Source organism: Chryseobacterium sp. OSA05B, assembly GCF_019970065.1.
GTDB lineage: Bacteria > Bacteroidota > Bacteroidia > Flavobacteriales > Weeksellaceae > Chryseobacterium.
Window position 1 is genome coordinate 210,531 of sequence record NZ_JAHXYH010000006.1, and the last position, 25,604, is coordinate 236,134.

Annotated in this window: 23 protein-coding genes and 2 tRNA genes; 9 read left to right on the forward strand and 16 right to left on the reverse strand. The window is 38.8% G+C overall.

The genetic code is table 11. The features are described 5' to 3' along the window. From lptE to LC419_RS20820, 15 genes are all read right to left on the reverse strand, one after another. A complete protein-coding gene (gene lptE, locus LC419_RS20750; RefSeq protein ID WP_223609134.1) occupies positions 1-522 on the reverse strand; it encodes an LPS assembly lipoprotein LptE in 522 nt (173 codons plus the stop codon). Next, entirely contained in the window at positions 519-1,220 is a 702-nt protein-coding gene (locus tag LC419_RS20755; RefSeq protein WP_223609135.1) for a DUF4013 domain-containing protein, read from the reverse strand. The genes lptE and LC419_RS20755 overlap by 4 nt, the downstream gene beginning before the upstream one ends. A gap of 9 nt (positions 1,221-1,229) precedes the next feature. Further along, complete coding sequence (locus LC419_RS20760) at positions 1,230-2,516, reverse strand: sigma-54-dependent Fis family transcriptional regulator (protein ID WP_223609136.1); 1,287 nt, start codon at positions 2,514-2,516, stop codon at positions 1,230-1,232. Positions 2,517-2,549: 33 nt separating this feature from the next. Further along, positions 2,550-3,347, reverse strand: a complete 798-nt coding sequence (locus tag LC419_RS20765; protein WP_223609137.1) for a tetratricopeptide repeat protein — start codon at positions 3,345-3,347, stop codon at positions 2,550-2,552. Continuing rightward, a complete protein-coding gene (locus tag LC419_RS20770) occupies positions 3,319-3,762 on the reverse strand; it encodes a hypothetical protein (RefSeq protein WP_223609138.1) in 444 nt (147 codons plus the stop codon). Before LC419_RS20770 ends, LC419_RS20765 begins: the two co-directional genes overlap by 29 nt. Positions 3,763-3,840: 78 nt before the next feature. Continuing rightward, positions 3,841-5,277 carry a tRNA (N6-isopentenyl adenosine(37)-C2)-methylthiotransferase MiaB gene (miaB, locus tag LC419_RS20775; RefSeq protein ID WP_223609139.1) on the reverse strand — a complete coding sequence of 479 codons (1,437 nt, stop codon included), beginning with the start codon at positions 5,275-5,277 and terminating at the stop codon, positions 3,841-3,843. 115 nt (positions 5,278-5,392) lie between these two features. Beyond that, positions 5,393-6,124, reverse strand: a complete 732-nt coding sequence (locus LC419_RS20780; RefSeq protein WP_223609140.1) for a hypothetical protein — start codon at positions 6,122-6,124, stop codon at positions 5,393-5,395. A gap of 42 nt (positions 6,125-6,166) precedes the next feature. Continuing rightward, positions 6,167-6,541, reverse strand: coding sequence for an energy transducer TonB (locus LC419_RS20785; protein ID WP_223609141.1), 375 nt, complete (start codon positions 6,539-6,541; stop codon positions 6,167-6,169). Then, positions 6,534-6,947 carry an energy transducer TonB gene (locus tag LC419_RS20790; protein WP_223609142.1) on the reverse strand — a complete coding sequence of 138 codons (414 nt, stop codon included), beginning with the start codon at positions 6,945-6,947 and terminating at the stop codon, positions 6,534-6,536. Before LC419_RS20790 ends, LC419_RS20785 begins: the two co-directional genes overlap by 8 nt. A gap of 9 nt (positions 6,948-6,956) precedes the next feature. Then, the gene (locus LC419_RS20795; RefSeq protein ID WP_223609143.1) at positions 6,957-7,442 is read right to left on the reverse strand and encodes a hypothetical protein; all 486 of its coding nucleotides are present in this window, start codon (positions 7,440-7,442) and stop codon (positions 6,957-6,959) included. Positions 7,443-7,559: 117 nt separating this feature from the next. Beyond that, positions 7,560-8,804, reverse strand: a complete 1,245-nt coding sequence (locus LC419_RS20800) for an MFS transporter (protein WP_223609144.1) — start codon at positions 8,802-8,804, stop codon at positions 7,560-7,562. Continuing rightward, positions 8,804-10,537 carry a thiamine pyrophosphate-dependent enzyme gene (locus tag LC419_RS20805; RefSeq protein ID WP_223609145.1) on the reverse strand — a complete coding sequence of 578 codons (1,734 nt, stop codon included), beginning with the start codon at positions 10,535-10,537 and terminating at the stop codon, positions 8,804-8,806. The genes LC419_RS20800 and LC419_RS20805 overlap by 1 nt, the downstream gene beginning before the upstream one ends. Positions 10,538-10,870: 333 nt before the next feature. Next, positions 10,871-12,070 carry a diaminopimelate decarboxylase gene (gene lysA / locus LC419_RS20810; RefSeq protein WP_223609146.1) on the reverse strand — a complete coding sequence of 400 codons (1,200 nt, stop codon included), beginning with the start codon at positions 12,068-12,070 and terminating at the stop codon, positions 10,871-10,873. Between the two features lie 259 nt (positions 12,071-12,329). Beyond that, a complete protein-coding gene (locus LC419_RS20815) occupies positions 12,330-13,553 on the reverse strand; it encodes a PolC-type DNA polymerase III (protein WP_223609147.1) in 1,224 nt (407 codons plus the stop codon). 398 nt (positions 13,554-13,951) lie between these two features. Next, positions 13,952-15,478: a helicase HerA-like domain-containing protein gene (locus LC419_RS20820; RefSeq protein ID WP_223609148.1), complete on the reverse strand. Its 1,527-nt coding sequence runs from the start codon at positions 15,476-15,478 to the stop codon at positions 13,952-13,954. Positions 15,479-15,857: 379 nt separating this feature from the next. On the opposite strand from LC419_RS20820, the gene LC419_RS20825 reads away from it, so the two are divergent. The 3 genes from LC419_RS20825 to LC419_RS20835 all read left to right on the forward strand — a co-directional run bounded on the left by LC419_RS20825 (position 15,858) and on the right by LC419_RS20835 (position 18,009). Then, positions 15,858-17,267: a rhodanese-like domain-containing protein gene (locus LC419_RS20825; protein WP_223609149.1), complete on the forward strand. Its 1,410-nt coding sequence runs from the start codon at positions 15,858-15,860 to the stop codon at positions 17,265-17,267. A 1-nt stretch (position 17,268) separates the two neighbouring features. After that, positions 17,269-17,646, forward strand: coding sequence for a rhodanese-like domain-containing protein (locus tag LC419_RS20830; protein ID WP_223609150.1), 378 nt, complete (start codon positions 17,269-17,271; stop codon positions 17,644-17,646). 63 nt (positions 17,647-17,709) lie between these two features. Then, a complete protein-coding gene (locus LC419_RS20835) occupies positions 17,710-18,009 on the forward strand; it encodes a co-chaperone YbbN (protein ID WP_034726850.1) in 300 nt (99 codons plus the stop codon). 59 nt (positions 18,010-18,068) lie between these two features. On the opposite strand, the gene LC419_RS20840 is transcribed toward LC419_RS20835, so the two are convergent. Next, positions 18,069-18,821, reverse strand: a complete 753-nt coding sequence (locus LC419_RS20840) for a nitrilase-related carbon-nitrogen hydrolase (protein WP_223609151.1) — start codon at positions 18,819-18,821, stop codon at positions 18,069-18,071. 105 nt (positions 18,822-18,926) lie between these two features. Between LC419_RS20840 and LC419_RS20845 the strand changes: the two genes are divergently transcribed. The 6 genes from LC419_RS20845 to LC419_RS20870 all read left to right on the forward strand — a co-directional run bounded on the left by LC419_RS20845 (position 18,927) and on the right by LC419_RS20870 (position 25,444). Beyond that, the gene (locus LC419_RS20845) at positions 18,927-19,367 is read left to right on the forward strand and encodes a DUF6646 family protein (protein ID WP_072925753.1); all 441 of its coding nucleotides are present in this window, start codon (positions 18,927-18,929) and stop codon (positions 19,365-19,367) included. 103 nt (positions 19,368-19,470) lie between these two features. Beyond that, the gene (gene rseP / locus LC419_RS20850) at positions 19,471-20,952 is read left to right on the forward strand and encodes an RIP metalloprotease RseP (RefSeq protein ID WP_223609152.1); all 1,482 of its coding nucleotides are present in this window, start codon (positions 19,471-19,473) and stop codon (positions 20,950-20,952) included. An 81-nt stretch (positions 20,953-21,033) separates the two neighbouring features. Next, positions 21,034-21,110: transfer RNA gene (locus LC419_RS20855), tRNA-Asn, on the forward strand. Positions 21,111-21,235: 125 nt separating this feature from the next. Further along, positions 21,236-24,406 (forward strand): S41 family peptidase, encoded by a 3,171-nt coding sequence (locus LC419_RS20860; RefSeq protein ID WP_223609153.1) that lies wholly within the window; start codon positions 21,236-21,238, stop codon positions 24,404-24,406. Positions 24,407-24,513: 107 nt separating this feature from the next. Further along, the gene (locus tag LC419_RS20865; RefSeq protein ID WP_223609154.1) at positions 24,514-25,233 is read left to right on the forward strand and encodes an AAA family ATPase; all 720 of its coding nucleotides are present in this window, start codon (positions 24,514-24,516) and stop codon (positions 25,231-25,233) included. Positions 25,234-25,370: 137 nt separating this feature from the next. Beyond that, positions 25,371-25,444: transfer RNA gene (locus tag LC419_RS20870), tRNA-Asn, on the forward strand. The last annotated feature ends 160 nt before the right edge of the window (positions 25,445-25,604 follow it).

Genomic DNA, 25,604 nt, shown 5'->3' on the forward strand with positions numbered 1-25,604 from the left:
TTACCAATTGGCTACAATATCGTTAAATATCTTGTTAATAATTCTGTCTGTCACAAGCTTCACCTGGGAAGTTTCTATCTGACTCTGCGTCAGGTCACTGTTGAAAACGGCTTCATCCGTATAGGTTCTGTCGAAACTGGAATCAGGATGTATTTTGTTTTCGTAATGTACTTTCACACTGATGGTCAGCTTGCTCTGTGCCTGCTGTACTACACCGCCCGAAGGGTTTGTTGATGTATTGGAGCTGATCGTAGTAGGTGAGAAACCGTAGTCGGAAATTTCACCTTCTATCAAAATATCAGGATTTGATTTTGTTCCTTTTAAAGTTGTTCTCTGCAGAAATCTGTTCTGGATATCTGTAGAAAACTGCTGGGAAAGAGTGGGGTTTACAAGTGCTGCATTATTTGGAAATTCATTGATCTGAACGGTCTTTTCATCCGTCAGTGAAGATCCGGTAAATGAGTAACACTGGTGAAACAGTGAAAGAATGATCAACCCGAATATTATTTTTAATTTACTCATATCATTTTTTGATTTAAAGACTCCAAAACATCTTTATAAGCAGCATACTTAATGCAGATTCCCAAAGGTATAGAAAACAGGATTCCTATTCCGCATGCAATGATCCCAAGCTGGGATATAAAGCCGACTACAATGGAAAACAAAAGGATCATAAAAAAGTTTTTCTTAGCAATTTTCCAGGAAAATCTGTATGCTTCTCTTACACTTGTGATTCTGTACAGCGAGATCAAAGGCTGTACAAAATACATGGATATAGACAGAATTATGAAAAATATCATAATCAGCATCATCCACAATCCCATTCCACCTGCCAGTAAGGCTGCACCGGTATCTGATACCTGTCCGCCTTCATTGTCGGCAGCAATCAAAAACGGGACTAGTATAAATTGTATCGGAATCATTGCCACGATACATATGGCGAAAATAAGCAGAAACAATTTCAGATACACTACGAAATCCGTAAAGTCGAAAATATCTCCTGCCGAAACCTGCTGACCTTCATCTACTTTTTTGCAGATCTTATAGAAGTTCCCCAGTCCAAGAATACCACAAAAAGGGATAAAGCTGATGACAAATAAGAGCAATGTGGCCACGATAAATCCACCAATATCTTTTTTGAACAGATCAGTTCCCTGGGATACATATTTCCCGATATTAAAATCATATTCTTTTACATTCAGTCCTTCTAAATTCTTCATTCCTGTTGATTAGTCTTCTAAGTTATATTGTTTTATTTTTCTGTATAATGTTCTCTGTGAAATGCCAAGCTCGTCCGCAGCTCTGTTCCTGCGCCCTTTATGCTTCTCTAATGCTTTGATAATTAAATCTTTTTCATTATTCTGAAGTGATAAAGATTCCGGTCTGTTTTCTTCTATTTCTATATCTTCAATATCTTCATAGCTGTCATCAGCATTTGACATAATGGTTGGTGAAGACTGTACCACCGGTGATTTGTCTTCAAAATACAGCAGCGAGTTCTGTGCTACCGGCTGAGACTGTTCTGCAGAATAAATCCTGTTGATCAGATTTTTTTCCTGGTTACTCAGATCAGCGGTGCCTCTGTTCTTGATCAGTTCTGAAGTTAGCGATTTTAAATCATTAATATCACTTCTCATATCGAAGAGAATTTTATACATGATTTCTCTTTCGCTTCCGAAATCACTCTGCTTCTGAGAGTTCTGATTATTAACCACCATGGGAAGGTGGGTTTCCATAGGAATATATTCAGCGAGTTTTTCCACTGTTATTTCGCGGTTTCTTTCCACCACGGTCATCTGTTCTACCAGATTCCTTAGCTGACGGATATTTCCCGGGAACGTATAGTTTTCAATATAATGAACGGCACTGGGCTCAAGCTCAAGTTCCGGCATTCTGTATTTTTCTGCAAAATCTATAGAAAACTTTCTGAACAGTAAGTGGATATCTCCTTTTCTTTCTCTCAAAGGAGGCATATCGATCTGAACCGTATTTAAACGGTAGAATAAATCTTCACGGAATCTTCCATCGTGAATGGCTTTCATCATGTTGACGTTCGTAGCCGCCACAATTCTCACATTGGTTTTCTGAACCTGCGAAGAACCCACTTTCATAAATTCGCCGCTTTCCAGGACTCTCAAAAGACGAACCTGCGTCTGAAGGGGAAGCTCTCCCACCTCATCAAGGAAAATGGTTCCACCGTCTGCCACTTCGAAATATCCTTTTCTGGTCGCTGTAGCTCCGGTAAATGCACCTTTTTCGTGCCCAAATAGCTCAGAATCTATCGTTCCTTCCGGAATAGCTCCACAGTTCACGACGATATAGGGTTGATGTTTTCTTTTGGATTCTGAATGGATGATTTTCGGGATAAATTCTTTCCCTACTCCACTTTCTCCAATCACCAGAACGGAAATATCTGTAGGGGCCACCTGAATTGATTTTTCCAGGGCCCTGTTCAGTGCAGGAAAGTTTCCGATGATTCCAAAGCGGTTCTTTATGTTTTGTAAGTCGTTGCTCATAAGTAAATTTTTGATTATTGATTTAATAATAATCTACAGGGCCTCAATCTGTTTCCTGTAGACTTTGTTAAAGTGATGAGTGTAGACATCTTTCATGGTCTTGCCTTCATCATAAGTCCTTAATGCTAAGGTTTTTAAATCCAAATAATCTTTGTTTCTGATCTTAGAAACTTTACTTTTAAAATATATATTCTCCGCAAAGTCGTATTCTTTGCTCTGTTTTTCGAAATTTTCTGAAGCTTTGTCGTATCTGCCCAGCTCGAAATAGGTCACTCCCAGCTGATAATGGTCATACATGCCTTTGAAATAGCCTTTGGACAATAAAGCCTTTTCAATGATCGCTGCAGCTTTTTCTTTCTGCCCCAAAGCACTGTAAGACATGGCTTTCACCACCTCCAGATGATAATCTCCATTTAAAGATCTTCCTAAGTCCTCAGGATAGTATTTTTTTAATTCCTCTAAATCCTGAACAGCTCCCTTGTAATCGCGTAGAAACTGGAATTTACAACAGCCTCTGTAACCGAGATGCATTTTAGGATCTACGGCAACCGCTTTGTCTATGAGGACTTTCCAGGTTACAAAATCTCCGTTCTTAAGATATGGAACGGCTTTTTCCATATACGAATTGGAGAAATCGGGGCACAATCCGATGGCTTTATCAAAAGCTTCCTGAGATTCCCTGGTGCCCTGTCTGTCCGAAGCCCAGTTGTATAACTCACAAGCTTTTTTGCAGTTCTCACCCTCTACTGCGTTACAGTTGACCTGCGCAATAGTATTGGTGTAAACGATAAGCATCAAAAAGCTAAGGTAATACCTCTGAAACTTTTCCATTTTCAATTTTATAGGTTAAATACTGATAATAGCCTACTTTAAAACCTTTTATCTCTTTCGGGCTCCACCCGTCCAGAGATTTTGTAAACCTCAGCAAACGGTCTCCCAGTTCTTTATCTAAAACTATTTCCTTAAGTTCTGCATTCATTTGCTGAACTCTGAACAGTCCTGTTTTTCCTTCACAATTTACTAAAAATCTTACGGTAATATAACCGTTCGTTTTAGTTTCGGAAGATATTTTTTCTTTTTCAAGTTTTTCTGTAATGGCAATTTTCTCTCCTTTATAGTCAAACCCTTTTGATCCCTGATAATACTGAAGACCAACGAGCTTTTCCGTAGTGCATTTTTTAAATGCAGGGTCATCCAGTTTTTCGTCAAATTCAAGATCTCCAACCGTTACGGGATATTTACTCATGCTTTTTTCAGTCTGACATGATATCAGCACAAAAGAAAATAACGCAGAGAAACAAGCCGCCTTTATCAACATCTCGGATTATTCTGCTGTTCTCCCTAAAAGTGTGCCCTGTGTATTGTCATAGACAAAAACGTTCACAATGTCACCAATTTTCTGTCCTTCCAGCACATCAAATACGCAAACCGCGTTCTGGGAATTTCTTCCTTTCCACTGGTTTTCATTTTTTCTGGACGTTCCTTCGATCAGAATCTGGTGTGTTCTTCCTACGTAAGTCTCCATTCTTTTTCTGGATAATTCGCGCTGAAGTTCAATCACCTCGTTCAGACGTCTCTGCTTCACTTCAAATGGAATATTATCTTCCATCTTTTTATGCGCAGGCGTTCCCGGTCTTTCTGAATAGGCGAACATATAACCGTAGTCATATTCCACTTCTTTCATCAGGCTTAAGGTATCCTGGTGATCTTCTTCCGTTTCATTACAGAAACCGATGATCATATCCTGAGAAAAAGAAATATCCGGAACAATTTCCTTTGCTTTTCTTATCAAATCTAAATATTCCTCACGGGTATGCTGTCTGTTCATCGCAAGAAGCATATTGTTGCTTCCGCTCTGTACAGGAAGGTGAACGTATTTACAGATATTGTCATGTTTTGCAATCATTCTGAATACATCCAGACTCATATCCTGTGGGTTGGAAGTAGAGAATCTCACTCTCATTTCCGGAACCGCTTTAGCCACTAAATCAAGCAACTGTGCAAAATCAACTGCCGTGGCCTTCTGCATTTCAGAAGCTTTGGCGAAGTCTTTCTTTGGGCCTCCTCCATACCATAAGTAAGAGTCTACATTCTGCCCCAAAAGGGTAATTTCTTTATACCCGTTATCTAAAAGATTTTTACATTCTTCAATGATAGAGTGCGGATCACGGCTTCTTTCTCTTCCTCTGGTAAACGGAACCACACAGAACGTGCACATATTATCACATCCTCTGGTGATGGTTACAAATGCCGTAACTCCGTTTCCGCCTAGACGGACCGGATTGATATCTGCATACGTTTCTTCTTTGGAAAGAATTACATTGATGGCATCTCTACCGTCTTCCGTTTCCTTAAGCAGGTTCGGAAGATCTCTGTAGGCATCAGGACCTACGACAAGATCTACTAACTGTTCTTCTTCTAAGAATTTGGTTTTCAATCGTTCTGCCATGCATCCTAAAACGCCAACTGTCATGCTCGGTTTTTCTTTCTTCAGTCTTTTGAACTGAGCAAGGCGCATTCTTACGGTCTGCTCCGCTTTTTCACGGATAGAACAGGTATTTAAAAGGATAAGGTCTGCTTCTTCTACTTTCAGCGTGGTATTGTACCCCTGCTCATTAAGAATAGATGCAACAATCTCAGAATCAGAAAAATTCATCTGGCAGCCGTAGCTTTCCAGAAAGAGCTTTTTAGAATTCTCAGGACGTTCAGCGATAGCAAAAGCTTCTCCCTGTTTTGTTTCGTCTATATATTTTTCCTGCACAATGATCAATTTAAGTTCAATGTTTAAGATGTAAAGTTCGGTCTTGATTCATGAATTTTTACTCCTAAACAGATTAGTCTGCAAAGATACAAAATATTGTGACAGAATGGCAGGACTATCTTTGTATAAAATTTACAGAAAATTCCATAGGATATACAATTTTCTGTTTGATCGGAATATTCGAATAAAGAGCTGGTTTCCAAACCTTTTTAAGCCTGGAAAGAGTTCTCATAAAGTTGATATTAAAATTTTGATTACCTATTTCAGGATAGATTCTGGGGTTGGTAATTTCCCCTTTATCATTTACATAAAATTCTAAACTAAGGGCTCCATTGATTTGATAATCTGCAAAAAGGGTCATAAAGTTATCATGGAAATCCGAATTCAGTTTTTTGTTTCCTCCGGGATACTGGGCATAGATTACAAAATCACTGGCATTATACCCCGGTTTATAATTACTCATCAGATCTTTAGGATAGAAGATAAATTCTGTAATAGCACCCATTTTAACTCCTTTTACATCAGCAGCTTTCCATTGCTTGAGATTTTTGAGAACTTCCATTGAAAGATCAAAGGCACATTTGTTTTTTCCAATATTTGCCGTATCATTATCCTTTACCTTCTTAACGGTTCCATCTTTTGTAATAATAATTCTGGGTTGATAAATTTCTTTTTCACCACATTCTTTGAATTTATTATGGGTCAGATAATCATGGGCCTGTTTATAAAACTCAACCGCTCCACCTTCATAAAAGTATTGATTTTTGGGATACTCCTCTAAGACATTCATTTGTGCATAAAATATCTGAGAAGAAATGGTAAGTAGGAAAAAAAATAAAAATTTCATGGTGCTCATCTATGTATTTTTAATAACCTTTGAATTTGAATATTATTTCGGAGGATGAAAAGTCATCGGAAGCCTATAAAATGACTCTACAGGCTCTTCATTTCTTTTTGCCGGCGTCCATTTTTTCTTTCTGATTCTTTTTATTCCGTCCAGAATTCTTTGGTCGAATTCTGTGTTTCCTGAAGACTCTTCCAGCTTTACATTCTCCATTTTCCCGTCTTTGCTTACGACAAAAGTCACAACCAGGTTAAAGGGTTCATTCCAGACGAAATCACTGAGGTCAATCTGCTTGGCTACTTCTGCTCTGAAGCTGTTGAGTCCTCCGGGCATAGATTTATTTGAAGTATTCTGTGCAGTTTCCTGCGCTGAAAGCTTTAGTGAAAAAACTGTCAACAATAAAAACAGTATTCTAATCATGATCATATCCATTGGTACTGAAATTAACCCTTACCGTAATGTCAGAATCTACAGGTGTGTTTTCTTTCATGGCCGGCTTCCATTTTCCTTTGATCTTTTTCATCGCGTATTTCACATCATCTATAAACATTTCACTGTTTTTGATCCTGGGAAGAACATTCAAACGGTTCATCTTCCCGTCCGGCGCAATATTGATTACAAAAATGACTTTCCCATTGATCGCATAGCTCTGGGTATCTACGTACGCATGAAGCATATCCATAAACTGTTTACGGAAAGCTTCATCACCGCCCGGAAATTTTGCTTTCTGAGTATATGATGGTGTTACTTCAACCTGTGATATCTGTTGAGAGAAACCTTTAATTCCACTGAACAGTAAAGGCAGTAAGAAAAGGTATTTTTTCATGTAATTAGTTTAGAGATCTGTGGCTATTGAGGAGAAACTCATTTTAAGTTTGATTTGTGAAGAAACAGGTTGTCCGTTGCATGAAGCAGGAACCCAGCTTTTTTTGATACGTCTCACCACATATTTCATATCATCAAAAAAGTAAGCACTGTTGGACACTTTAGGACTTCCTTCAATATTAGTTACTTTTCCGGTCTGATCTACGGTAAGGGTGAATGTAAAATCTCCGTTCAGTACATAAAAATCTGAATTCAGATAATCATACATGAATTTTCGCAGTGTTTCTTTGTAGACTACAACACCGCCCTCAAATGCAGCAGGTTTAAAATCATTACAGTTTTTCACGGCAACCTGTAAAAGAGGTTCTTTGATATCTATCTTCAATAAGTTTTTATTGATCTCCGTGATCGGATTATCATCTCTGTCTTCAACGTCCTGCTGAGCCCATGTAAAATTGGCAATAAGGAGGGCTATAAATAATGTAAAAGCTTTCATAGAACCGTATTCATTAGTTATTAATATTACTGTAACAAAGTTAATTATTTAAATGCTTTACTAAAAAGAAAAACTTCAGGCTTTCACCCGAAGTTGTATTAATTATTTAAATTTCTTTTAAGCATTTAAAACGTGTGCCTGTGCCTTGCTTCCCGTTTCTTTTAACATAAATGAAATCAAAACAGCGAGTACAATTCCTGTGATCCAGAACAATATGGAATACTGAAAATGCATTTCTCCAGATGAAGCTTCCAGACTTTTCCCAAACCACCTACTGAAGAGCGGGCTCACCAACGTAGTTACTCCGAAGGTGATAAAATTAATAGCACCGGTGGCACTTCCTTTCACATAATCCGGATTGGCTTCCTTAATGATAGAATACGGAATCATCGCAGCTCCGGAACCAAGCCCGAAAATAAACATACTGATCTTCGCCGGATACAGTTCAGGAAAATAGATCAACTGCAGAAAGCTTAAAATCATCAGAATTGCTCCTCCAATCAGAACAGGTTTTCTTCTTCCTATTTTATCTGTAATAAATCCTAAAAGCGGACATCCGAATACCCAGCCAAAAGCAACCATTGCACTTGTGATGGCGGCATCATGAAATATAAATCCTTTATCTTTTTCAAAGAAAGCAACACCCCAGGTCATAGCAAATATCGTCGTGGGCGCAAACAGAAGTCCGGAAATAATACCGCACAGCCAGGATTGGGGATTTTTAAAAACGATTTTATATGGTTCTAAATATCCCACCTTTTTAACCGCTTCCCCAGACTGTGACTCAGACTGTTTTTCGCCGGGAATCACCAGAAACAGACAGAATGCTGTAATTACGGTAATAATCCCTGACCAAAGCCAGAAAGTATCGATATTAATCCCTTCTTCTACCCATGGTCCTACTACAAACTGGCCGGCAGTTCCGCCTAGCATTCCGATGCATTGTGTAAATCCAACAGCGGTTGCCAGAGATTTTGAAGAAAACCCTTTGCTTGCCAGATAGACACATCCAGGAAATGCAAAAGCACATCCCGCTCCCTGAAGCAGTCTTCCCGCTACACCACCGGAATAGGCAGATGCGAGAAAAAGAAGACATCCGATTCCCAGAATTAAAGCTCCGGCAAAAAGAGATCTTTTCCCTCCGAATTTATCCAGAGCTATTCCCGCAATCAGGCTACAGGTGGAATAGGTATAGTAATAGGTTCCGATCAGGCTGACCAACTTCAGTTCTGTTGTACTGAAATTACTGACCAATTCCGGGATCATCACTGCCGGTGCTGAACGAACCACGTAATCCAGAAAATAAAACACCAGCCCGAATAGCCAGGCGATGATATAGAATCTTTTTAAGGACGCACTCATTACAGCAGACCTTTAATATGTTTGTAATTGGTTTTCACCGTATCCAGAACTTCTTCCATTTTGCCACCCAACATCAGCTGAGCCATAGATTTTGTCATGCCCAATACCTGATCGAAATCTATTTTCGGAGGAAGAGCCAGTGCATTTGGATTTGTAAAGATATTGAGAAGGTAAGGTCCGTTATAGGCCAAGCATTCTTTTATAGCGTCTTCCACTTCTTCAGGTTTGTGAACGTTTTTTCCGGGATAGCCCATCGCCTGTGCTACCATGGCAAAATCCGGATTGATCATATCCGTTTCATTGTCCGGCATTCCGCCTACTTCCATTTCCAGTTTTACCATTCCAAGGGTCCGGTTATTAAAAACAATTAACTTGACAGGAAGTTTATATTGGAAGATCGTGGCCATATCTCCGAGAAGCATAGACAGTCCGCCATCTCCGCAGAGGGCAATTACTTCTCTGCCCGGATGCGCCAAAGACGCTCCTATAGCCATCGGCATAGCATTGGCCATGGATCCGTGATTGAAAGATCCCAGCATTTTTCTTTCGCCGGTTCCTGTAATAAATCTGGCACCCCATACACAGCACATGCCTGTATCTACCGTAAAAATGGCATCTTTTTTGGCCAGCTGATCTAAAGTATGTGTTACGTATTCAGGTTGAATAGCGTCTTCCTTTCCGGAATCTTTCACATAGGTAAGCTGACTCTCTTTTACTTTTTCATAAAATGCCAGCTGCTCATTCAGAAAGTGGACATCTGTTTTTTCTTCAAGTAAAGGCAGTAAAGCTTTAATGGTTTCCTTTACATCTCCCGCCAGTCCCAGCTCCAGTTTCGCTCTTCTTCCCAGCCTTTCAGGGCTTTCATCGATCTGAACAATTTTATTTTTAACTGGCATGAACTTTTGATAGGGGAAATCAGTTCCCAACATGATCAGAAGATCAGCCTCGTGCATGGCATGATAAGCGGATGGAAATCCAAGAAGACCCGTAAGTCCCACTTCATTTGGATTATTGGGCTGAATGGCCATCTTCCCTCGGAAAGAATACCCTACCGGAGCTTTTAAAAATTTTGAAAGTTCTACTACCTCAGCATTAGCTTCTCCCGCTCCGATTCCACAATAAAGGGTTACTTTTTTACTTTCATTAATTAAAGTTGCCAGACGTTTCAATTCATCATCAGAAGGTCTGATCACCGGATTTGTTTTAAATATCTGGGTGGAAGTAGATCCTTCTTCGGCATCAAGTTCTGACACATCTCCGGGAAGTCCGATCACGGCAACTCCCTTTTTTGAAATAGCGTGCTGGATCGCTGTCTGCAATGTTCTCTGCACCTGTTCAGGCCTGGTGATCATCTGATTGTAGTGGCTGCAGTCATCAAACAGTTTTATGGTATTGGTTTCCTGGAAATAATCCATCCCCATTTCATCACTCGGAATAGTGGACGCGATGACCAGCATCGGAACATGGGATTTGTGTGCCTCGTAGACTCCATTGATTAAATGAACATGTCCCGGACCACAGCTTCCTGCACACACCGCAAAACCATCAAGTTCAGCTTCTGCCGCTGCTGCATAGGCACCTACTTCTTCATGTCTTACATGGATCCATTCGATGCTGCTTTTTTTAACGGCAATATTAAGATGATTAAGACTGTCGCCGGTTACTGCATAAATTCTTTTCACATTGGCATTTTCGAGCATTTCAACAATCTGCTCTGCTATGTTTTTAGCCATAATTACTATTTTTTGGTGGTTATTTTAGTTATAGAATACTGAGAAAATATAGATATAACGCAAGCCTTTTTACTATAAAAAATCCTTACCTCTCTCAAATTTAGCTAATAAATTATAATTCCTATCCCTATAAACTATTAAAATTTCATCATATTGAACTAAGCTTAACCTGAATTCAGGTTAAATTGGAGAATGAAAGTTATGGTTTTGGGATATGTGTGAGCTGGCTTTCAGTTGCTGGTTGCTTATCTTGATCACTAAACCTCTAGCTTCTAACTTCTAATAACAAAAACTCCGCATCAATGTGCGGAGCCTTTGTTATTTATGTGGATATTAAATTACTTCTATCTGATTTCTTAGCAGATCTTCAAACTCGTCTCTTTTACGAATAAGGAGCGCTTTTCCGTCTAAGAATAATACTTCAGCCGGTTTTAATCTTGAATTAAAGTTGGAACTCATTTCAAAGCCGTAAGCTCCTGCATTATGAAAAGCCAGAATATCACCTTCTCTTACTTCATTCAGCTTTCTGTCCCATGCAAAAGTATCGGTTTCACAGATGTTTCCTACAACCGTATAGATTCTTTCCGCTCCTTTTGGATTGGAAAGGTTTTCGATCTTGTGATAAGAGTCATAGAACATCGGACGGATCAGGTGGTTAAATCCTGAATTTACTCCTACGAATACAGTAGCTGTCGTTTGCTTGATGACATTAGCTTTTACTAAAAGATATCCGCTTTTTCCTACTAAGAATTTTCCTGGTTCAAACCATAATTCGAATTTTCTTCCTGTAGATTTTGTAAAATCGGATATTACTTTTTCCACCTTCTTACCTAATGTTCTCACGTCCGTTTCTTCTTCACTGTCCTGATACGGAATTTTGAAGCCGCTTCCCATATCAAGATATTTAAGATTAGGAAAATGCTCAGACAGTTCCAGCATGATATCCAGTGCCTGAAGGAAAACGTCCGGATCCTTGATCTCGCTTCCTGTGTGCATGTGAAGACCTTCCACATTAAGGTTGGTACTTTTCATGACTCTTTCGATATGACGAACCTGGTGGATAGAAATCCCGAACTTGCTGTCGATATGTCCCGTTGAAATTTTATAGTTTCCGCCTGCGAAAATATGCGGATTGATTCTTACAAGGATCGGATACGTATTTCCGTATTTATTCCCGAACTGCTCAAGAATAGAAATATTATCTATGTTAATATGAACTCCGAAAGCCATTGCTTCTTCTATTTCAGCCAGGTCAACACAATTGGGAGTAAAGAGGATTTTCTCTTTCGGAAACCCTACTTTTAGTCCTAATCTGACTTCATTAATAGATACGCAATCCAAAGAAGCACCCAAGTTCTTGACGTACTTTAAAATGTTGATGTTTGTCAACGCCTTTGCCGCATAGAAAAACTTTGTGTGTTTTAAAAAAGAAGATGTAAGTTTCTCGTATTGAACTTTGATGGATTCAGCATCATAAACATACACCGGGGAGCCAAAATCATTGGCAATCTTTAATAATTCTTTTGAATTCATAATTTCATTTTAACATAAAAAAAGGCAGATTCTTAGATAAAGAGCCTGCCACATTGATTATTTTTATGCAAGACAAGTCTTTTAAATATTCCAAACCTTAGAGAACTTTACAGTTCCCTTCTTTCCAGTTTTTATTTGTTTAAAATGTTGCATTGCTTCTATTTATTTTTTACAAAAATACTATTTATTTTTTATTTCAGGAAAATTGATTTTAAGGCATCTCCTTTTTGATAGAACTCTTACATTCTAAAACTCATTGCTATTTAGGCAATGGCAATGTCTCAAAATCTCCGCGAAGAAGCGCTAATTGAAGATCATTATGCAAATCTGTAGAAGGCAATGGAAGATCAATTTTCAGTTTCGCAATCTTGCTCATCGTTTGAATCTGCGTAAACAGGTCGTAAAAACCATAAGACATGATTTTTCCGTTTTCAATAATCAGGAACATTTTTTCACCTAATTTTCTTCCCTGTCCCAGCCAAAGTTCATTTCTCTTTCTGAAATCGATCTTTTTCATGAAAGCATTAACATCGTTAAATTCTTCATGAAGATTGATAAACTGAACGGCTTTTGTTCCCTGCGTAAATGATCTGAATTTCAGGATTGGCTTTTCTGTTTTGTTGAGCTTATTCTTTTCAACAATGTATTTATTGTTTCTGAAATAAAGCCCGAACTGAAATGTTTCTCTTTTTTTGATGTTCTTGGAATTCAGGATCAGTTTGGCGATAATATCTGTTCCCGTAAGCTCATAATTGATCTGTTCCACCTCTTTCTGAAGCTCTTCCCACTTCTTGGACTTGGAATTAAAGATCTTCTTTGAAAATTTATTGATATCCTGAACATAATCTGATAAAATGATTTTCCCTGCTTCGTTCTGGAAGTAGACAAAACCTTTTTCATTCGGAAGATCTTGGGTCAGGACTTTAATCTTATTAATGTAGGTCTTGGCATTGGTTTCGTCATGTTGCTTCTGGATAATCTCATTCTCTGTATCTTTTGAGATCAGAAGCTTGAACAGTTCCAACGTTGCCCTTGCATCCCCTTCTGCTCTGTGGTGGTTCGTTAATGGAATCCCCAACGATTTAACCAGTTTTCCCAATGAGTAGCTTACCTCATCCGGAATCATTTTCTTCGCCAAAGGAATCGTATCTAAAGTATTGGTCTGAAAATCATAACCCAGCCTTTTGAAAGACTGGCGCAGCATCCTGTAATCAAAATCAATATTATGCCCTACAAGCGTTGTATTCTGAGTGATCTCAATGACTCTTTTGGCTATTTCGTGAAATTTAGGCGCGGTTTTAACCATTTTGGGCGTAATACTTGTCAGTTTCTGCACAAAAGGGGTGATGTCACTTTCAGGATTTACGAGAGATATAAACTGGTCAGTGATTTTCTGACCATCGTACCTGTAGATGGCTATATCTATAATGCATTCATTTCTATAACCTGCACCATTACTTTCTATATCTATAATCGAATACATTGAGTTGTAGTTATACTGCTATTTTTTATGATTAATATTAATAATTTCCTTCATCATCAGCCTGGAGCATAAAGTTATAAAGCTTAGTACATAACCCATGCCATCTGTCTATACTAGCTATAATTGTATCTGCTGTCCATCTTTGATATTCAATACAAATACCATAGAAATTACATACAGACCGATCCCTGAAATTATTCCTCCAAATAACTGACAGAGCCATTTTTTATCCGCCGGCAAAGGCAGTCCTGCTAAAATAACAAAAAATATGTCAAAAAAAAGTAAACCGGGCATTGATCCCCTTCATAACCGGATTCAAAACAGCCAGTACGATCCATTAAAAAACTGATACTCTTTTCTTAGCAGGATTATATTTATATCGAATTAATTTTAAGATACTATCTCTTTCTTCCACCCAGTCCGAACATTCCCAGGATGGCTTTTGCTCCTTCACGCATCAACGTGCTGGTGAATGTTCTTCCGGCTTTGCTTTGAAGCACCTGCTCAAACATTCCCGGCTCTTCTTTTAGTGGTCTGGATTTTTGGGTTGGTGCAGGATTCTGTGCGGCCTGCTCCATTCTGTTCGTTAATATTTCGTAAGCTGATTCTTTATCAACAGGCACTTCATATTTGGCAACTAAAGCTGAATTCCCTGTTAATTCCGAAATTTCTGCATCACTTAAAACATCCATTCTGGATTCCGGAGAGATCAGATACGTATGAACAAGTGGTGTAGGAATTCCTTTTTCATCCAAAGCGGTGACAAAAGCTTCTCCGATTCCCAGATTCTGAATCAGGCTGGATGCGTTATAAAATTCCGTGGTAGGGTAATTTTCTACAGCTTTCGTGATTTCTTTTTTATCTTTTGCCGTAAACCCTCTCAAAGCATGCTGAATCTTTAATCCCAGCTGAGACAAAACATTTTCAGGAACATCGCCCGGAATCTGAGTGATAAAGTAAATACCCACTCCTTTGGAACGGATCAGCTTGACCATTGTCTCAATCTGTGAAAGCAATGCTTTTGAAGCTTCATCAAAAATCAGGTGGGCTTCATCGATGAAAAGAACTAATTTAGGCTTTCCGCTGTCTCCTTCTTCAGGGAAAGTCATATAAATTTCAGCAAAAAGCGAAAGCATAAATGTGGAGAACAGCTGTGGCTTACTTTGGATCTCAGCTACTCTTAAAATATTTACGACTCCTTTTCCATCTCTGATTTCAAGAAGATCATGAACATCAAAACTTAATTCACCGAAGAAATCAGATGCTCCCTGCTGCTCCAGTGCAACAATAGACCTTAGAATAGTTCCCAAAGAAGCCGAAGCGATGGATCCGTAGTTGGCTGCCAGTTCAGCTTTTCCCTGTGCATTATCTGTTACGTATTGCAGAACTTTCTTTAAATCATTTAAATCAATTAATGGAAGACCTTTATCATCACAATATTTGAAAACAATAGACATGATACTCTGCTGGGTATCATTCAGCTCAAGAATTTTGCTTAATAAAACCGGTCCGAATTCTGTCACGGTCGCCCTCAGCTTCACTCCTTTCCCACCGGAAATACTCATCAATTCTACCGGAAAAGCTTGTGGATTGTAAGGAAGCTGGGTTTTAGCATATCTTTCTTCAATGATGGGATTCATCTGCCCGGTTTCTGCAATTCCTGAAAAGTCACCTTTAATATCCAACACCAAAGAAGGAACTCCTGCGTGAGAAAGCTGTTCTGCAAAAACCTGAAGTGTTTTGGTTTTCCCAGTTCCTGTAGCACCCGCAATAAGTCCGTGTCGGTTGATAGTCTTCAAAGGAATCGTTACATTTACTTCCGGAACTACTTCCCCGTCCAGCATTCCTTTTCCTAATATAATGTGTTCTCCTTTTGGAGTATATCTTGCATTTAGTTCTTCAATAAATTGTGTTTTATCTGCCATCTGATCTTTTTTAACTTATAAATATAAAAGTTTTTGTAAAATATTTGGGTATTAAAGTCATATTACATAATAATCTTAGTTAATACGACGGAAAAAAATAGGTCAAACCCATCCTTTGCAAATTTTAAACCATGAAGTGAAATACACTGGACACAATGTCTTTAAACAAAGGCACTACATAATTATTTTCACTTCCTGAGCATGATAAAAAACAGTCTCCAAAATTAAGGTTCTTTCTTCCCTGTTTTTCGTTTGAAAACAAAGGGCTTTAAGGCTTACAGCCGCATAATATTGAAATAAACTATCGTCCGGATTTAACATTTCGTTTACAATTCATCTAATACTTTGTATCTTTATCTAAAATTTAAAAAAGATCCCAATGAAAATTGAACAAATATATACGGGCTGTCTGGCTCAGGGTGCCTATTATATTGTATCAGAAAATGAAGCTGTGATTATTGATCCGCTGAGAGAGGTAAAACCTTATCTGGATCGCCTTGACAAAGACAATGTAACTTTAAAATATATTTTCGAGACCCATTTCCACGCGGATTTTGTTTCAGGACATTTGGATCTGAGTAAAAAGACAGGAGCTCCTATTGTTTACGGACCTACTGCCCAGCCTGCATTTGAGGCTATCATCGCTGAAGACAACCAGATCTTTGAGATCGGAAACATAAAAATAAAAGTACTTCACACTCCCGGACATACGATGGAGAGTACCACTTATCTCTTAATCGACGAAAATGGAACTGAAACCGCTATTTTCACCGGCGATACTCTGTTTTTAGGGGATGTTGGAAGACCTGACCTTGCGCAGAAAGCAACCAATCTTACTCAGGAAGATCTTGCAGGAATTCTGTATGACAGTCTTCACAGCAAAATCCTTCCACTGGATGACAGCATTACGGTGTATCCTGCACACGGCGCCGGTTCAGCATGCGGAAAAAATATGCAGAAAGAAACCGTGGACATTCTGGGAAATCAGAAAAAAACCAATTACGCCCTTAATCAGCCGGACAAAGAATCATTTATCAGAGAAGTTCTTGACGGTCTTACCGCTCCACCGAAGTATTTCGGAATGAATGTGGCGATGAACAAAGGCGGATACGAAAGCCTTGATGTGGTGATGAATAAAGGATTAAGCCCTATTGCTGCCGAAGATTTTGAAGCTTTTGCAGAAGAAACAGGTGCATTGATTTTAGATACCAGAAGCCCTGCAGAATTCCATAAAGGATTTATTCCAAATTCTGTCAACATAGGCTTGAAAGGAGATTTCGCACCATGGGTTGGAAATATGATCGTAGATGTGAAGCACCCTATTCTGCTTGTAGCCGACGAAGGAACTGAAGAAGAAGTAATTACCCGATTAAGCAGAGTCGGATTCGACAATGTGGTAGGATATTTAGACGGAAGCTTTGCATCATGGAAATCTACCGGAAAAGAAACTGACGAAATTAAAAGAATATCTCCCGCTGAATTCGCAGAACAGTTTACAGAAAATGCCAAAGTGATTGATGTGAGAAAGCTGAGCGAGTATTCTGCTGAACATGTTGACAATGCATACAACAAACCGTTGGACACCATCAGTGACTGGGTAAAGACCATTGATGATTCTGAACATTTCTTCCTGCACTGTGCCGGAGGATACAGAAGCATGATCGCCGCAAGCATCCTTAACGCTCATGGAATCAGAAACTTTACAGAAATAGAAGGAGGTTTCAGCGGCATCAAAAAAACAGAAAAATTCCCGACTACAGATTTTGTTTGTCAGTCAAAAACATTATAGCATGCTGAAAGGAAAGATTTTCGGATATATTCTGATTTCTAGTTTAGCGTTAACAGCCTGTAAAACAAAATCTACAGCTGATCATCCAAAAGCAGACATCAAACAAATAGTCAAGAGTTCTGATATCACGCTGGTAGATGTAAGAATTCCGGAACAGTATGAGGCAGGGACCGCAAAAGGCGCTATCAACATTCCTTTAGCTGAAATAGAGAACAATATCGATTCGCTGAAAGGCAAAAAGGTGGTTGTTTTCTGCAATAAGGGAATTCAGGCTGATCAGGCTATGGACATCTTAAAGAAAAACGGCGTAGAAGCCTACGACGGTACAACCTGGAAAAATGTAAAAGCTATTCAGGAAGAGAACACCTCCGGAAAATAAAATATAATGAGCCATCAGGATTTATCTCAATGAAGTTCTGATGGTGTACAAAAAACCAAAACTATGTCACAAAAATTTCAGGAAATCATCAATTCGGAAAGACCGGTACTTATTGACTTTTTTGCCACGTGGTGTCAGCCATGCAAAGTACAGTCATCCGTTTTAAATACGGTAAAAGAAAATATTGGCGAAGGCGCGAGAATCATCAAAGTGGATGTAGACCAATATCCGGCTTTGGCTGCTCAATACGGAGTAAGAGGTGTTCCTACCCTTGCGGTCTTCAAAAATGGTGAACTCTTATGGAAAGAAAGCGGTGTGCATGACGTGAATTCACTTACAGAACTGCTTAAACAATATGCTTAATGAGACTGAGACTAAGGTTTAGCATGAATATTAACCTAAACCTTAGCCTCAATCTACTCTTATAATTCAATTGAAAACTGATCTCTGTCGTTCAGAAACTGAAAATGTTGCCTGAAATTTTTTAATTCATCCATATTCAGTTCTGCAGAGATGATATTTCCGTTCTTTTGAGAAATCTCAGTTCCATCAGCAAAAAAGCAGTGCGAGCTTTCCTGGTAAAAAAGATTATTTCCGTCTGTCCCAATTCGATTTAAACCAAAGACAAAAGACAGATTTTCTATTGCTCTAGCTTTCAAAAGATGTTCCCAGGCTCCCACTCTTTTCTCCGGCCAGTTGGCAATATATAAGACGGCATCATAATCATCATTATTCCTTGCAAAAACAGGAAAACGAAGGTCATAGCAAACCTGCAACAGGATCCTGAATCCTTTATAATTCACAATGACCCTTTTGTGTCCCGGACTATACACTTTATCTTCTCCTGAAAATGAAAACAGATGTCTTTTATCGTAGAAAAAACTTTCAGAATCCGGCTGTACAAAGTACATTCTGTTGTAAAAATGTCCCCCTTGTTCTACGGGAGCACTTCCACAGAAGACTGCATTTTTTTCTTTAGCCATTTTCTTCAGAAACTCCAGAGATTCTTCATTCCTGTCCGAAACTTCAGCCGCATCCATGCAGAAGCCGGTAGAGAACATTTCAGGAAGCAGGAAAATATCAGCCTCCACATCTTTAAACTGTTCTTCGATCAATTGAAAATTTTTGTCTTTATTTTTCCAGACAATATCTAAATTAAGTCCTGCTATTCTCATAAACTTTGTTAAATAACTTCAATAAAAATACGATTTTCCAATGATTTCGGTTCTATTTTTGATGAGGATATTTTTCATTATTATCATTTAATAAAAGTAAAGTTTATGAAGAAATTGTTTTTTGTGTTGATGATCGCTTTTTTCGGAACGGCAGCCAATGCTCAGGCTTATACAGGAAAAGGTGACCAGAAAATTCAGCTGGGATTGAGTGCATGGGGCTATGGAACGGGAGTTACGGGAACTTATGACTATGGGTTGAACAAACTTATTTCGGTAGGTGCCGGTCTTAATGCGTATTTTGGTGACTATAAAGATAATGACAAAGACAACCGTGTTTTTGTATTCGGAAGACTGAATTTCCACCTTCAGGAAGCTCTTGATCTGCCCTCCAAATGGGATATCTATCCTGGTGTAGACGTAGGAGTGCTGGGTAAGGATTTTGGAATCGGGGCGCACATCGGAGCCCGTTACTTTTTCACGGAGAAAGTGGGTGTTTTTGCAGAAGTAGGCAACAACGGCAGTATCGGTGTTTCTTTCAATCTGTAAAATCCGCTAAATATATGACAAAGCTTCTCATTTAGAGAGGCTTTTTTATTTGGCATAGTTTTGATAATTGTTACCTTTGCAAATTAAAATCTAAAATTTATTAATGGAATTAGCAATCAAGATTTTCCAGTTCATACTAAGTATTTCTATTTTAGTGGTTCTTCATGAGCTTGGACACTTTTTACCGGCAAAATGGTTTAAGACCAGAGCTGAGAAATTCTTCCTGTTTTTCGATCCATGGATTTCGATCTTTTCAATGAAAAAGATCAACGGAAAATGGCAGTATAAATTTCTTTCCAAAAACCTTCCGGATACAGAAACTATCGTGGTAGACGGAAAAGAGAAAGAAGTTCCTATCGATATATCAAAACTTCCTGACAACGACTGGAGAAAACATCCGGAGCAAACGAAATACGGAATCGGATGGCTTCCTTTCGGTGGCTACGTGAAAATCGCCGGAATGATTGACGAAAGCATGGACACCGAGCAGATGAAGAAACCTGCAGAATCGTGGGAATTCAGATCAAAACCGGCTTGGCAGAGACTGATCATTATGCTTGGCGGCGTTACCGTTAACTTTTTCCTGGCATGGATTATTTTCGGATGTCTTTCGTATTTCAATGGAGAAACTTCTTTTGATACCACGAGAGTGGAAGCACCGATGCATTATACCAATATTGCAAAAGCAATGGGCTTTGAGGACGGTGATAAGATCTTAAAAGTAGACGGAAAAGTTCAGAACAATCTGGATAAACTGTCTTTAGATATTTTACTAAGTGATCAGGTAACGGTTTTAAGAAAAGGTCAGGATGTTACTTTTAACACGAATGACGACGGAAAAGCACTGGCTTTCAAAGATGAAAATCCAAGAGCATTCCTTACGCCAAGATATGCACCGGTAATTGATACCATTGTAAATCCTAAAACGGCTGAAGCAGGTTTAAAAATAGGAGATCAGGTGGCTTCGGTAAACGGTCAGAAAATCAGTTATTATGACGAGCTGCAAGGGGTTGTTGTAAAAAATGCAGGAAAGACTATTAATATGGAGGTCATCAGAGCCGGCGCAGTACAGCCTTTAAGCCTTGAGGTTTCTAAGGAAGGTACTTTGGGAATTGCTTCTTACAAGCAGCTTCAGAAATATGCCAATACGCAGCATTTCACTTTCATGCAGTCTATCGGAAGAGGATTTACGAGAAGTATCGAAAGTTTGACGTATCAGGTGAAGCAGTTTAAACTGGTATTCAACAAAAAAGTTCAGGGATATAAGAAAGTGGGAGGTCCGCTAGCGATCATAAAGAATATGCCGGTAGAGAAGTCGAAAGACGGATCGGTATCGGTGAACTGGAGCATGTTCTGGAGTTTTACAGCAATGTTCTCTGTATGGTTGGCGTTCCTAAACCTTATTCCTATCCCGGGTCTTGACGGTGGTCACGTATTATTTACCCTATGGGAAGTGATTACGGGGAAACCAGTACCGCAAAAAGTACTTGAAAATGCACAGATGATCGGGGTTATCTTCCTGTTAGGATTGATGTTACTGATCTTCGGAAGCGACATTTTCAAAGCAGTGACCGGAAGTTTATAATTTTTTTGAAATTTTTTCTAAAAAATATTTGTAAGGTATAAATATTCGTCCTATATTTGCACCACTTAAAACAAAGGACATTCCTCCTTAGCTCAGTTGGTTAGAGCATCTGACTGTTAATCAGAGGGTCGCTGGTTCGAGCCCAGCAGGAGGAGCCATTAAGGACAAACACTTACATTCATTTGTAGGTGTTTTTTTTGCTTTAAACTTTTCGGGTTTGAGAAATCAATTATATCTTAGCATTAAATAATACTATAATAGGATATAAATCTCAAATTGTTTCATGAAAAAACTTTATATTTCATTATTAACAGCCTTTTCCATCATTCAGATTTCAGCACAGGAAAAGTCTTATTTTTTATCCAGTCCTTCATTGAGTCCCGACGGAAAAACAGCCTACTTCGCTTATGACGGAGATATCTGGAAAGTAGACTCTAATGGAGGAAACGCATCCAGAATCACAGCTTTAGACGGAGAAGAAATCAATCCCCGCATTTCTCCCGACGGAAAATGGCTGGCATTCAGTTCCAATCAGTATGGTAATTACGATGTTTATATAATGCCCGTTGAAGGCGGAACCATCAAACAGCTTACCTTTCATACCGGAAAAGATGAAATAGAAAACTGGGGATGGGACAGCAAAACGCTTTATTTTACCTCAAACAGGAATAATAATTTTGGAAGCTTCAAAACGACTATTGAAGGAAAAACGCCACAAAAGCTTTTCAACAATTACTTCAATAACACCAGCGGGATCGCTGAAACCCCTGCGGGAGAATATCTTTTCACCAGCTCTTCGGAAGCAGCCAATCAGATACACCGTAAGCGTTATAAAGGAGAAAACAATCCTGATATTCTTGGATACAATCCACAAACCAATTCTTTCAGATCATACACGAATTACGAGGGAAAAGATTTCAACCCAAGTGTAGATAAAAACGGCCGTATTTATTTTATCTCCGATGAGAATAACAATGAATATAACCTTTATCAAATTGAAAATGGTAAAAAGGTACCGCTGACCCAGTTTGACACCTCCATCAAAAAACCTTTTGTTTCAGCAAACGGATCTAAAGTCATATTTGAAAAGGACTACCAGCTCTATATCTACGATGTAGCAACAAAAAGCACTAATGTTCTGAACACAAGCCTCAACACCAATAAAACACTGGAAAAAGAGCAGAATTTCAGTGTAGAAAACAACATTTCCTATTATGATGTTTCACCGGATGGCAAAAAGATGGCTTTTGTAAGTCGTGGTGTTCTCTTCGTTTCTGATATCGAAGGAAAATTCACCCAACAAATATCTAATGGAAAGGAGCGTGTAATGGAAGCAAAATGGCTGAAAGACAATCGTACCTTACTTTTCAATCAGACGGACAAAGGTTATCAAAACTGGTTTAGCATTACTGCAGACGGAAAAGGCCAACCTAAGCAATTAACTCATGATGTACGGAATAACCGTAATATAACCCTTAACAGCGATCTTTCAAAAGCAGTTTACTTAAGCGGTCGCGATGAAGTAAGAATAATGGATCTGAAAAGTTTCAATTCTACTACTATTGTAAAAGATGAAATCTGGGCTTTCCAAAATTCAAAGCCTTCTTTTTCGCCCAATAACGAATATGTATTATTCTCCGCAAAAAGGAATTTCGAACTGGATATTCTCATTTATAACATCAAAAAAAGCCAGACCATCAACCTTACCAATACCGGTGTTTCGGAGGAAGATCCTTTCTGGTCTCCCAATGGTAAATACATTTATTTCAGCAGCGACAGAACCAACCCTTCTTACCCTTTAGGGATGCAAAAATCCAACATTTACCGCATGGCGCTGGACTGGTTTGATGAACCTTATAAATCGGAAAAATTCGACAAGCTTTTTATTGAAGAGAAAAAAGACAAAGAATCCACTAAAACAAAAAAGGACACCAAAGAGAAGAAAGAAGAAAGCAAAGACAAAAAGAAAGAGAAAGAACCTGTTATAAAGGAACTGAAAGTTAATCCTGAAAACACGCTGGAAAGAATCGAGTTGGTTACCGACAGATATGGATACCAGGACGATCCTACAGTTTTTATTGAGGACAAGAAAGAAATTCTATTGTTTAATTCCAATCAGGATAATGGAAAAAAGCAGTTATTCAAAAAAGTTTTCACAGATTTTGAGCCTGCAAAGTCTGAGAAGGTCTTCGATAAAGAAGCCTCTAACATCACCCGGATTGAAAAAAATATTTTTGCATTAATAGAAGGCAATATTTACAAGATGACCCTGGAGGCATTAAAACCGGAAAAAATTAATATTCAGTATACTTTTGATAAGGATCTGGCTTCCGAATTCACTCAAATGTACGATGAAGCCTGGACGGGCGTTGAAGAAAACTTCTATGATGAAAATTTTCACGGCATTAACTGGAAAGCAAAAAAAGAACAGTACGCCAAATATCTTCCGTATGTAAATAACAGAAACGATCTTCGAATTTTATTAAATGATCTTTTGGGTGAACTTAATTCTTCACACACCGGGTTTTCCTCAACCGGAAAAGAGGAAACCAAATATCTGAACTATTTTACCAATGAAACCGGAATTGTATTTAAAGCAGACCAGCCTTATACCGTAGAAAGCATTGTACGAAAATCTCCGGCATTCCGCACAGGGGTTGATGTTAAGCCCGGAGATCAGCTAATAGCCGTTAACGGGAAAAATATTGACCCTAACGAAAACCGTGAAGCCTATTTCACAAGTCCGAAAAAACAGGATGAGCTGATTCTTACTTTCAGCCGTAATGGAAAAAATATAACTACGAAAGTACATCCGATTGCCAATACAGATTTAAAAGGACTGCTTTACGACGACTGGATATTCAACAACCGTCAACGTGTGAATAAGCTCAGCGACAACCGCATTGCGTATTCTTACATGAAAAACATGTCTACTGATGAATTGGATCATTTCCTTCTGGATATGGTGGAGCAGGAAAACAGGAAAGATGCCGTGATCCTCGATCTACGATACAACACCGGCGGAAATGTCCATGATAAAGTATTGAATTTCCTTGCTCAAAAGCCTTATCTGCAATGGAAATACCGTGAAGGAAAAATGACTGCGCAACCTAACTTTGCTCCCGCCGGAAAACCTATCGTCCTGCTGATTAATGAAGGATCACTAAGTGATGCTGAAATGACTGCTGCCGGTTTCAAAGCACTGAAACTGGGGAAAATCATCGGTCAGGATACCTATCGCTGGATTATCTTTACTTCAGGGAAAAGCCTTGTGGATGGCTCTTATTACAGACTTCCTTCCTGGGGAACCTATACCCTGGATGGACAGAATCTTGAAAAAACGGGTGTAAAACCGGATATTTACATTAAAAACACCTTCCTCGACCGACAAGAGGACAACGATCCTCAGCTGGAACGGGCGGTTCAGGAAATACTAAAAGACTTAAAGAAGTAAAATTCTACAGTATAAATATTCAAACAGGAATGCCTCATGAGGCATTCCTGTTTTTTTTGCATATATTTTGCTTGACAGATTCCATCATTTGCAATCAAACAAACATTATGCCCTACCTATCCAGGATTTATTTAAAAGACGAGCGCCCTAAGGACTACCCTTTCAATCTGCCTTTTCTGAGCAACGGCTTAGATCTGAAACTTAAAAGCAATGTCACCTTCTTCGTGGGCGAAAACGGAATCGGGAAATCCACCTTACTGGAAGCCATAGCGGAAAAATGTGATTTCAATGCCGCAGGAGGAAGCCGGAATCACCGATATGATTTTCATAAGACCGAATCCGGACTGTCAGACTACCTTACTCTCTCGTGGAAAACCAAAACTGCTCAGGGATTTTTCATGAGAGCTGAGAGCTTTTTCAACTTTGCCACCTATATCGATGAAGTTGCCAAAGAAGACAGAAGGGTTCTTGATGCCTACGGAGGCAAGTCTCTGCATCAGCAGTCCCACGGCGAGGCTTTCCTTTCATTATTCCACAATCACTTCCAGAATGGCCTTTATATCCTTGATGAGCCCGAGTCTGCACTTTCCCCTCAAAGACAGCTTTCATTACTTTCCATCATTCATAAACTGGAAAAAGCAGGAAAAGCGCAGTTTATTATTTCCAGCCATTCACCCATTCTAATGTGTTATCCCGGTGCAGAAATTTATTTACTGGACGATAAAATTCAACAGACAAATTATAAAGAAACCGAGCATTACCAGTTAACAAAGAATTTTTTAGAATCTCCGGAGCACTATTTCCGTCATTTATTTGAAGATTATTAGAGTTAAATAAAAAAGGGGTTGAAATATTTCTATCTGAAATTCAACATTTTTGGTTAAAATCGGCTGTTATTTAGGGATAAAATTTGCCTGATATTAATATTCCTTTTATATTTGCAGCACCTTAAACAGAGGAAAATTCCTCCTTAGCTCAGTTGGTTAGAGCATCTGACTGTTAATCAGAGGGTCGCTGGTTCGAGCCCAGCAGGAGGAGCAAAAAGACTTACAGAAATGTAGGTCTTTTTTTATGTCCTTAATTCAGATAATAAATCAATATCTATCTGAAATACACAAACAGGCAGCCGCAAGTTCTAAATACACCCTCACTCCGATACTTTTCCACAAAACAATAAAGAAAATTAGTTCGATCTTTT

Bases quoted from the DNA above. Each gene is read 5' to 3' on its own strand.
- lptE (WP_223609134.1), bottom strand. From the start codon at position 522: ATGAGTAAATTAAAAATAATATTCGGGTTGATCATTCTTTCACTGTTT.
- LC419_RS20755 (WP_223609135.1), bottom strand. From the start codon at position 1,220: ATGAAGAATTTAGAAGGACTGAATGTAAAAGAATATGATTTTAATATC.
- LC419_RS20760 (WP_223609136.1), bottom strand. From the start codon at position 2,516: ATGAGCAACGACTTACAAAACATAAAGAACCGCTTTGGAATCATCGGA.
- LC419_RS20765 (WP_223609137.1), bottom strand. From the start codon at position 3,347: ATGGAAAAGTTTCAGAGGTATTACCTTAGCTTTTTGATGCTTATCGTT.
- LC419_RS20770 (WP_223609138.1), bottom strand. From the start codon at position 3,762: ATGAGTAAATATCCCGTAACGGTTGGAGATCTTGAATTTGACGAAAAA.
- LC419_RS20780 (WP_223609140.1), bottom strand. From the start codon at position 6,124: ATGAAATTTTTATTTTTTTTCCTACTTACCATTTCTTCTCAGATATTT.
- LC419_RS20785 (WP_223609141.1), bottom strand. From the start codon at position 6,541: ATGATTAGAATACTGTTTTTATTGTTGACAGTTTTTTCACTAAAGCTT.
- LC419_RS20790 (WP_223609142.1), bottom strand. From the start codon at position 6,947: ATGAAAAAATACCTTTTCTTACTGCCTTTACTGTTCAGTGGAATTAAA.
- LC419_RS20795 (WP_223609143.1), bottom strand. From the start codon at position 7,442: ATGAAAGCTTTTACATTATTTATAGCCCTCCTTATTGCCAATTTTACA.
- LC419_RS20800 (WP_223609144.1), bottom strand. From the start codon at position 8,804: ATGAGTGCGTCCTTAAAAAGATTCTATATCATCGCCTGGCTATTCGGG.
- LC419_RS20805 (WP_223609145.1), bottom strand. From the start codon at position 10,537: ATGGCTAAAAACATAGCAGAGCAGATTGTTGAAATGCTCGAAAATGCC.
- lysA (WP_223609146.1), bottom strand. From the start codon at position 12,070: ATGAATTCAAAAGAATTATTAAAGATTGCCAATGATTTTGGCTCCCCG.
- LC419_RS20815 (WP_223609147.1), bottom strand. From the start codon at position 13,553: ATGTATTCGATTATAGATATAGAAAGTAATGGTGCAGGTTATAGAAAT.
- LC419_RS20820 (WP_223609148.1), bottom strand. From the start codon at position 15,478: ATGGCAGATAAAACACAATTTATTGAAGAACTAAATGCAAGATATACT.
- LC419_RS20825 (WP_223609149.1), top strand. From the start codon at position 15,858: ATGAAAATTGAACAAATATATACGGGCTGTCTGGCTCAGGGTGCCTAT.
- LC419_RS20830 (WP_223609150.1), top strand. From the start codon at position 17,269: ATGCTGAAAGGAAAGATTTTCGGATATATTCTGATTTCTAGTTTAGCG.
- LC419_RS20835 (WP_034726850.1), top strand. From the start codon at position 17,710: ATGTCACAAAAATTTCAGGAAATCATCAATTCGGAAAGACCGGTACTT.
- LC419_RS20840 (WP_223609151.1), bottom strand. From the start codon at position 18,821: ATGAGAATAGCAGGACTTAATTTAGATATTGTCTGGAAAAATAAAGAC.
- LC419_RS20845 (WP_072925753.1), top strand. From the start codon at position 18,927: ATGAAGAAATTGTTTTTTGTGTTGATGATCGCTTTTTTCGGAACGGCA.
- rseP (WP_223609152.1), top strand. From the start codon at position 19,471: ATGGAATTAGCAATCAAGATTTTCCAGTTCATACTAAGTATTTCTATT.
- LC419_RS20860 (WP_223609153.1), top strand. From the start codon at position 21,236: ATGAAAAAACTTTATATTTCATTATTAACAGCCTTTTCCATCATTCAG.
- LC419_RS20865 (WP_223609154.1), top strand. From the start codon at position 24,514: ATGCCCTACCTATCCAGGATTTATTTAAAAGACGAGCGCCCTAAGGAC.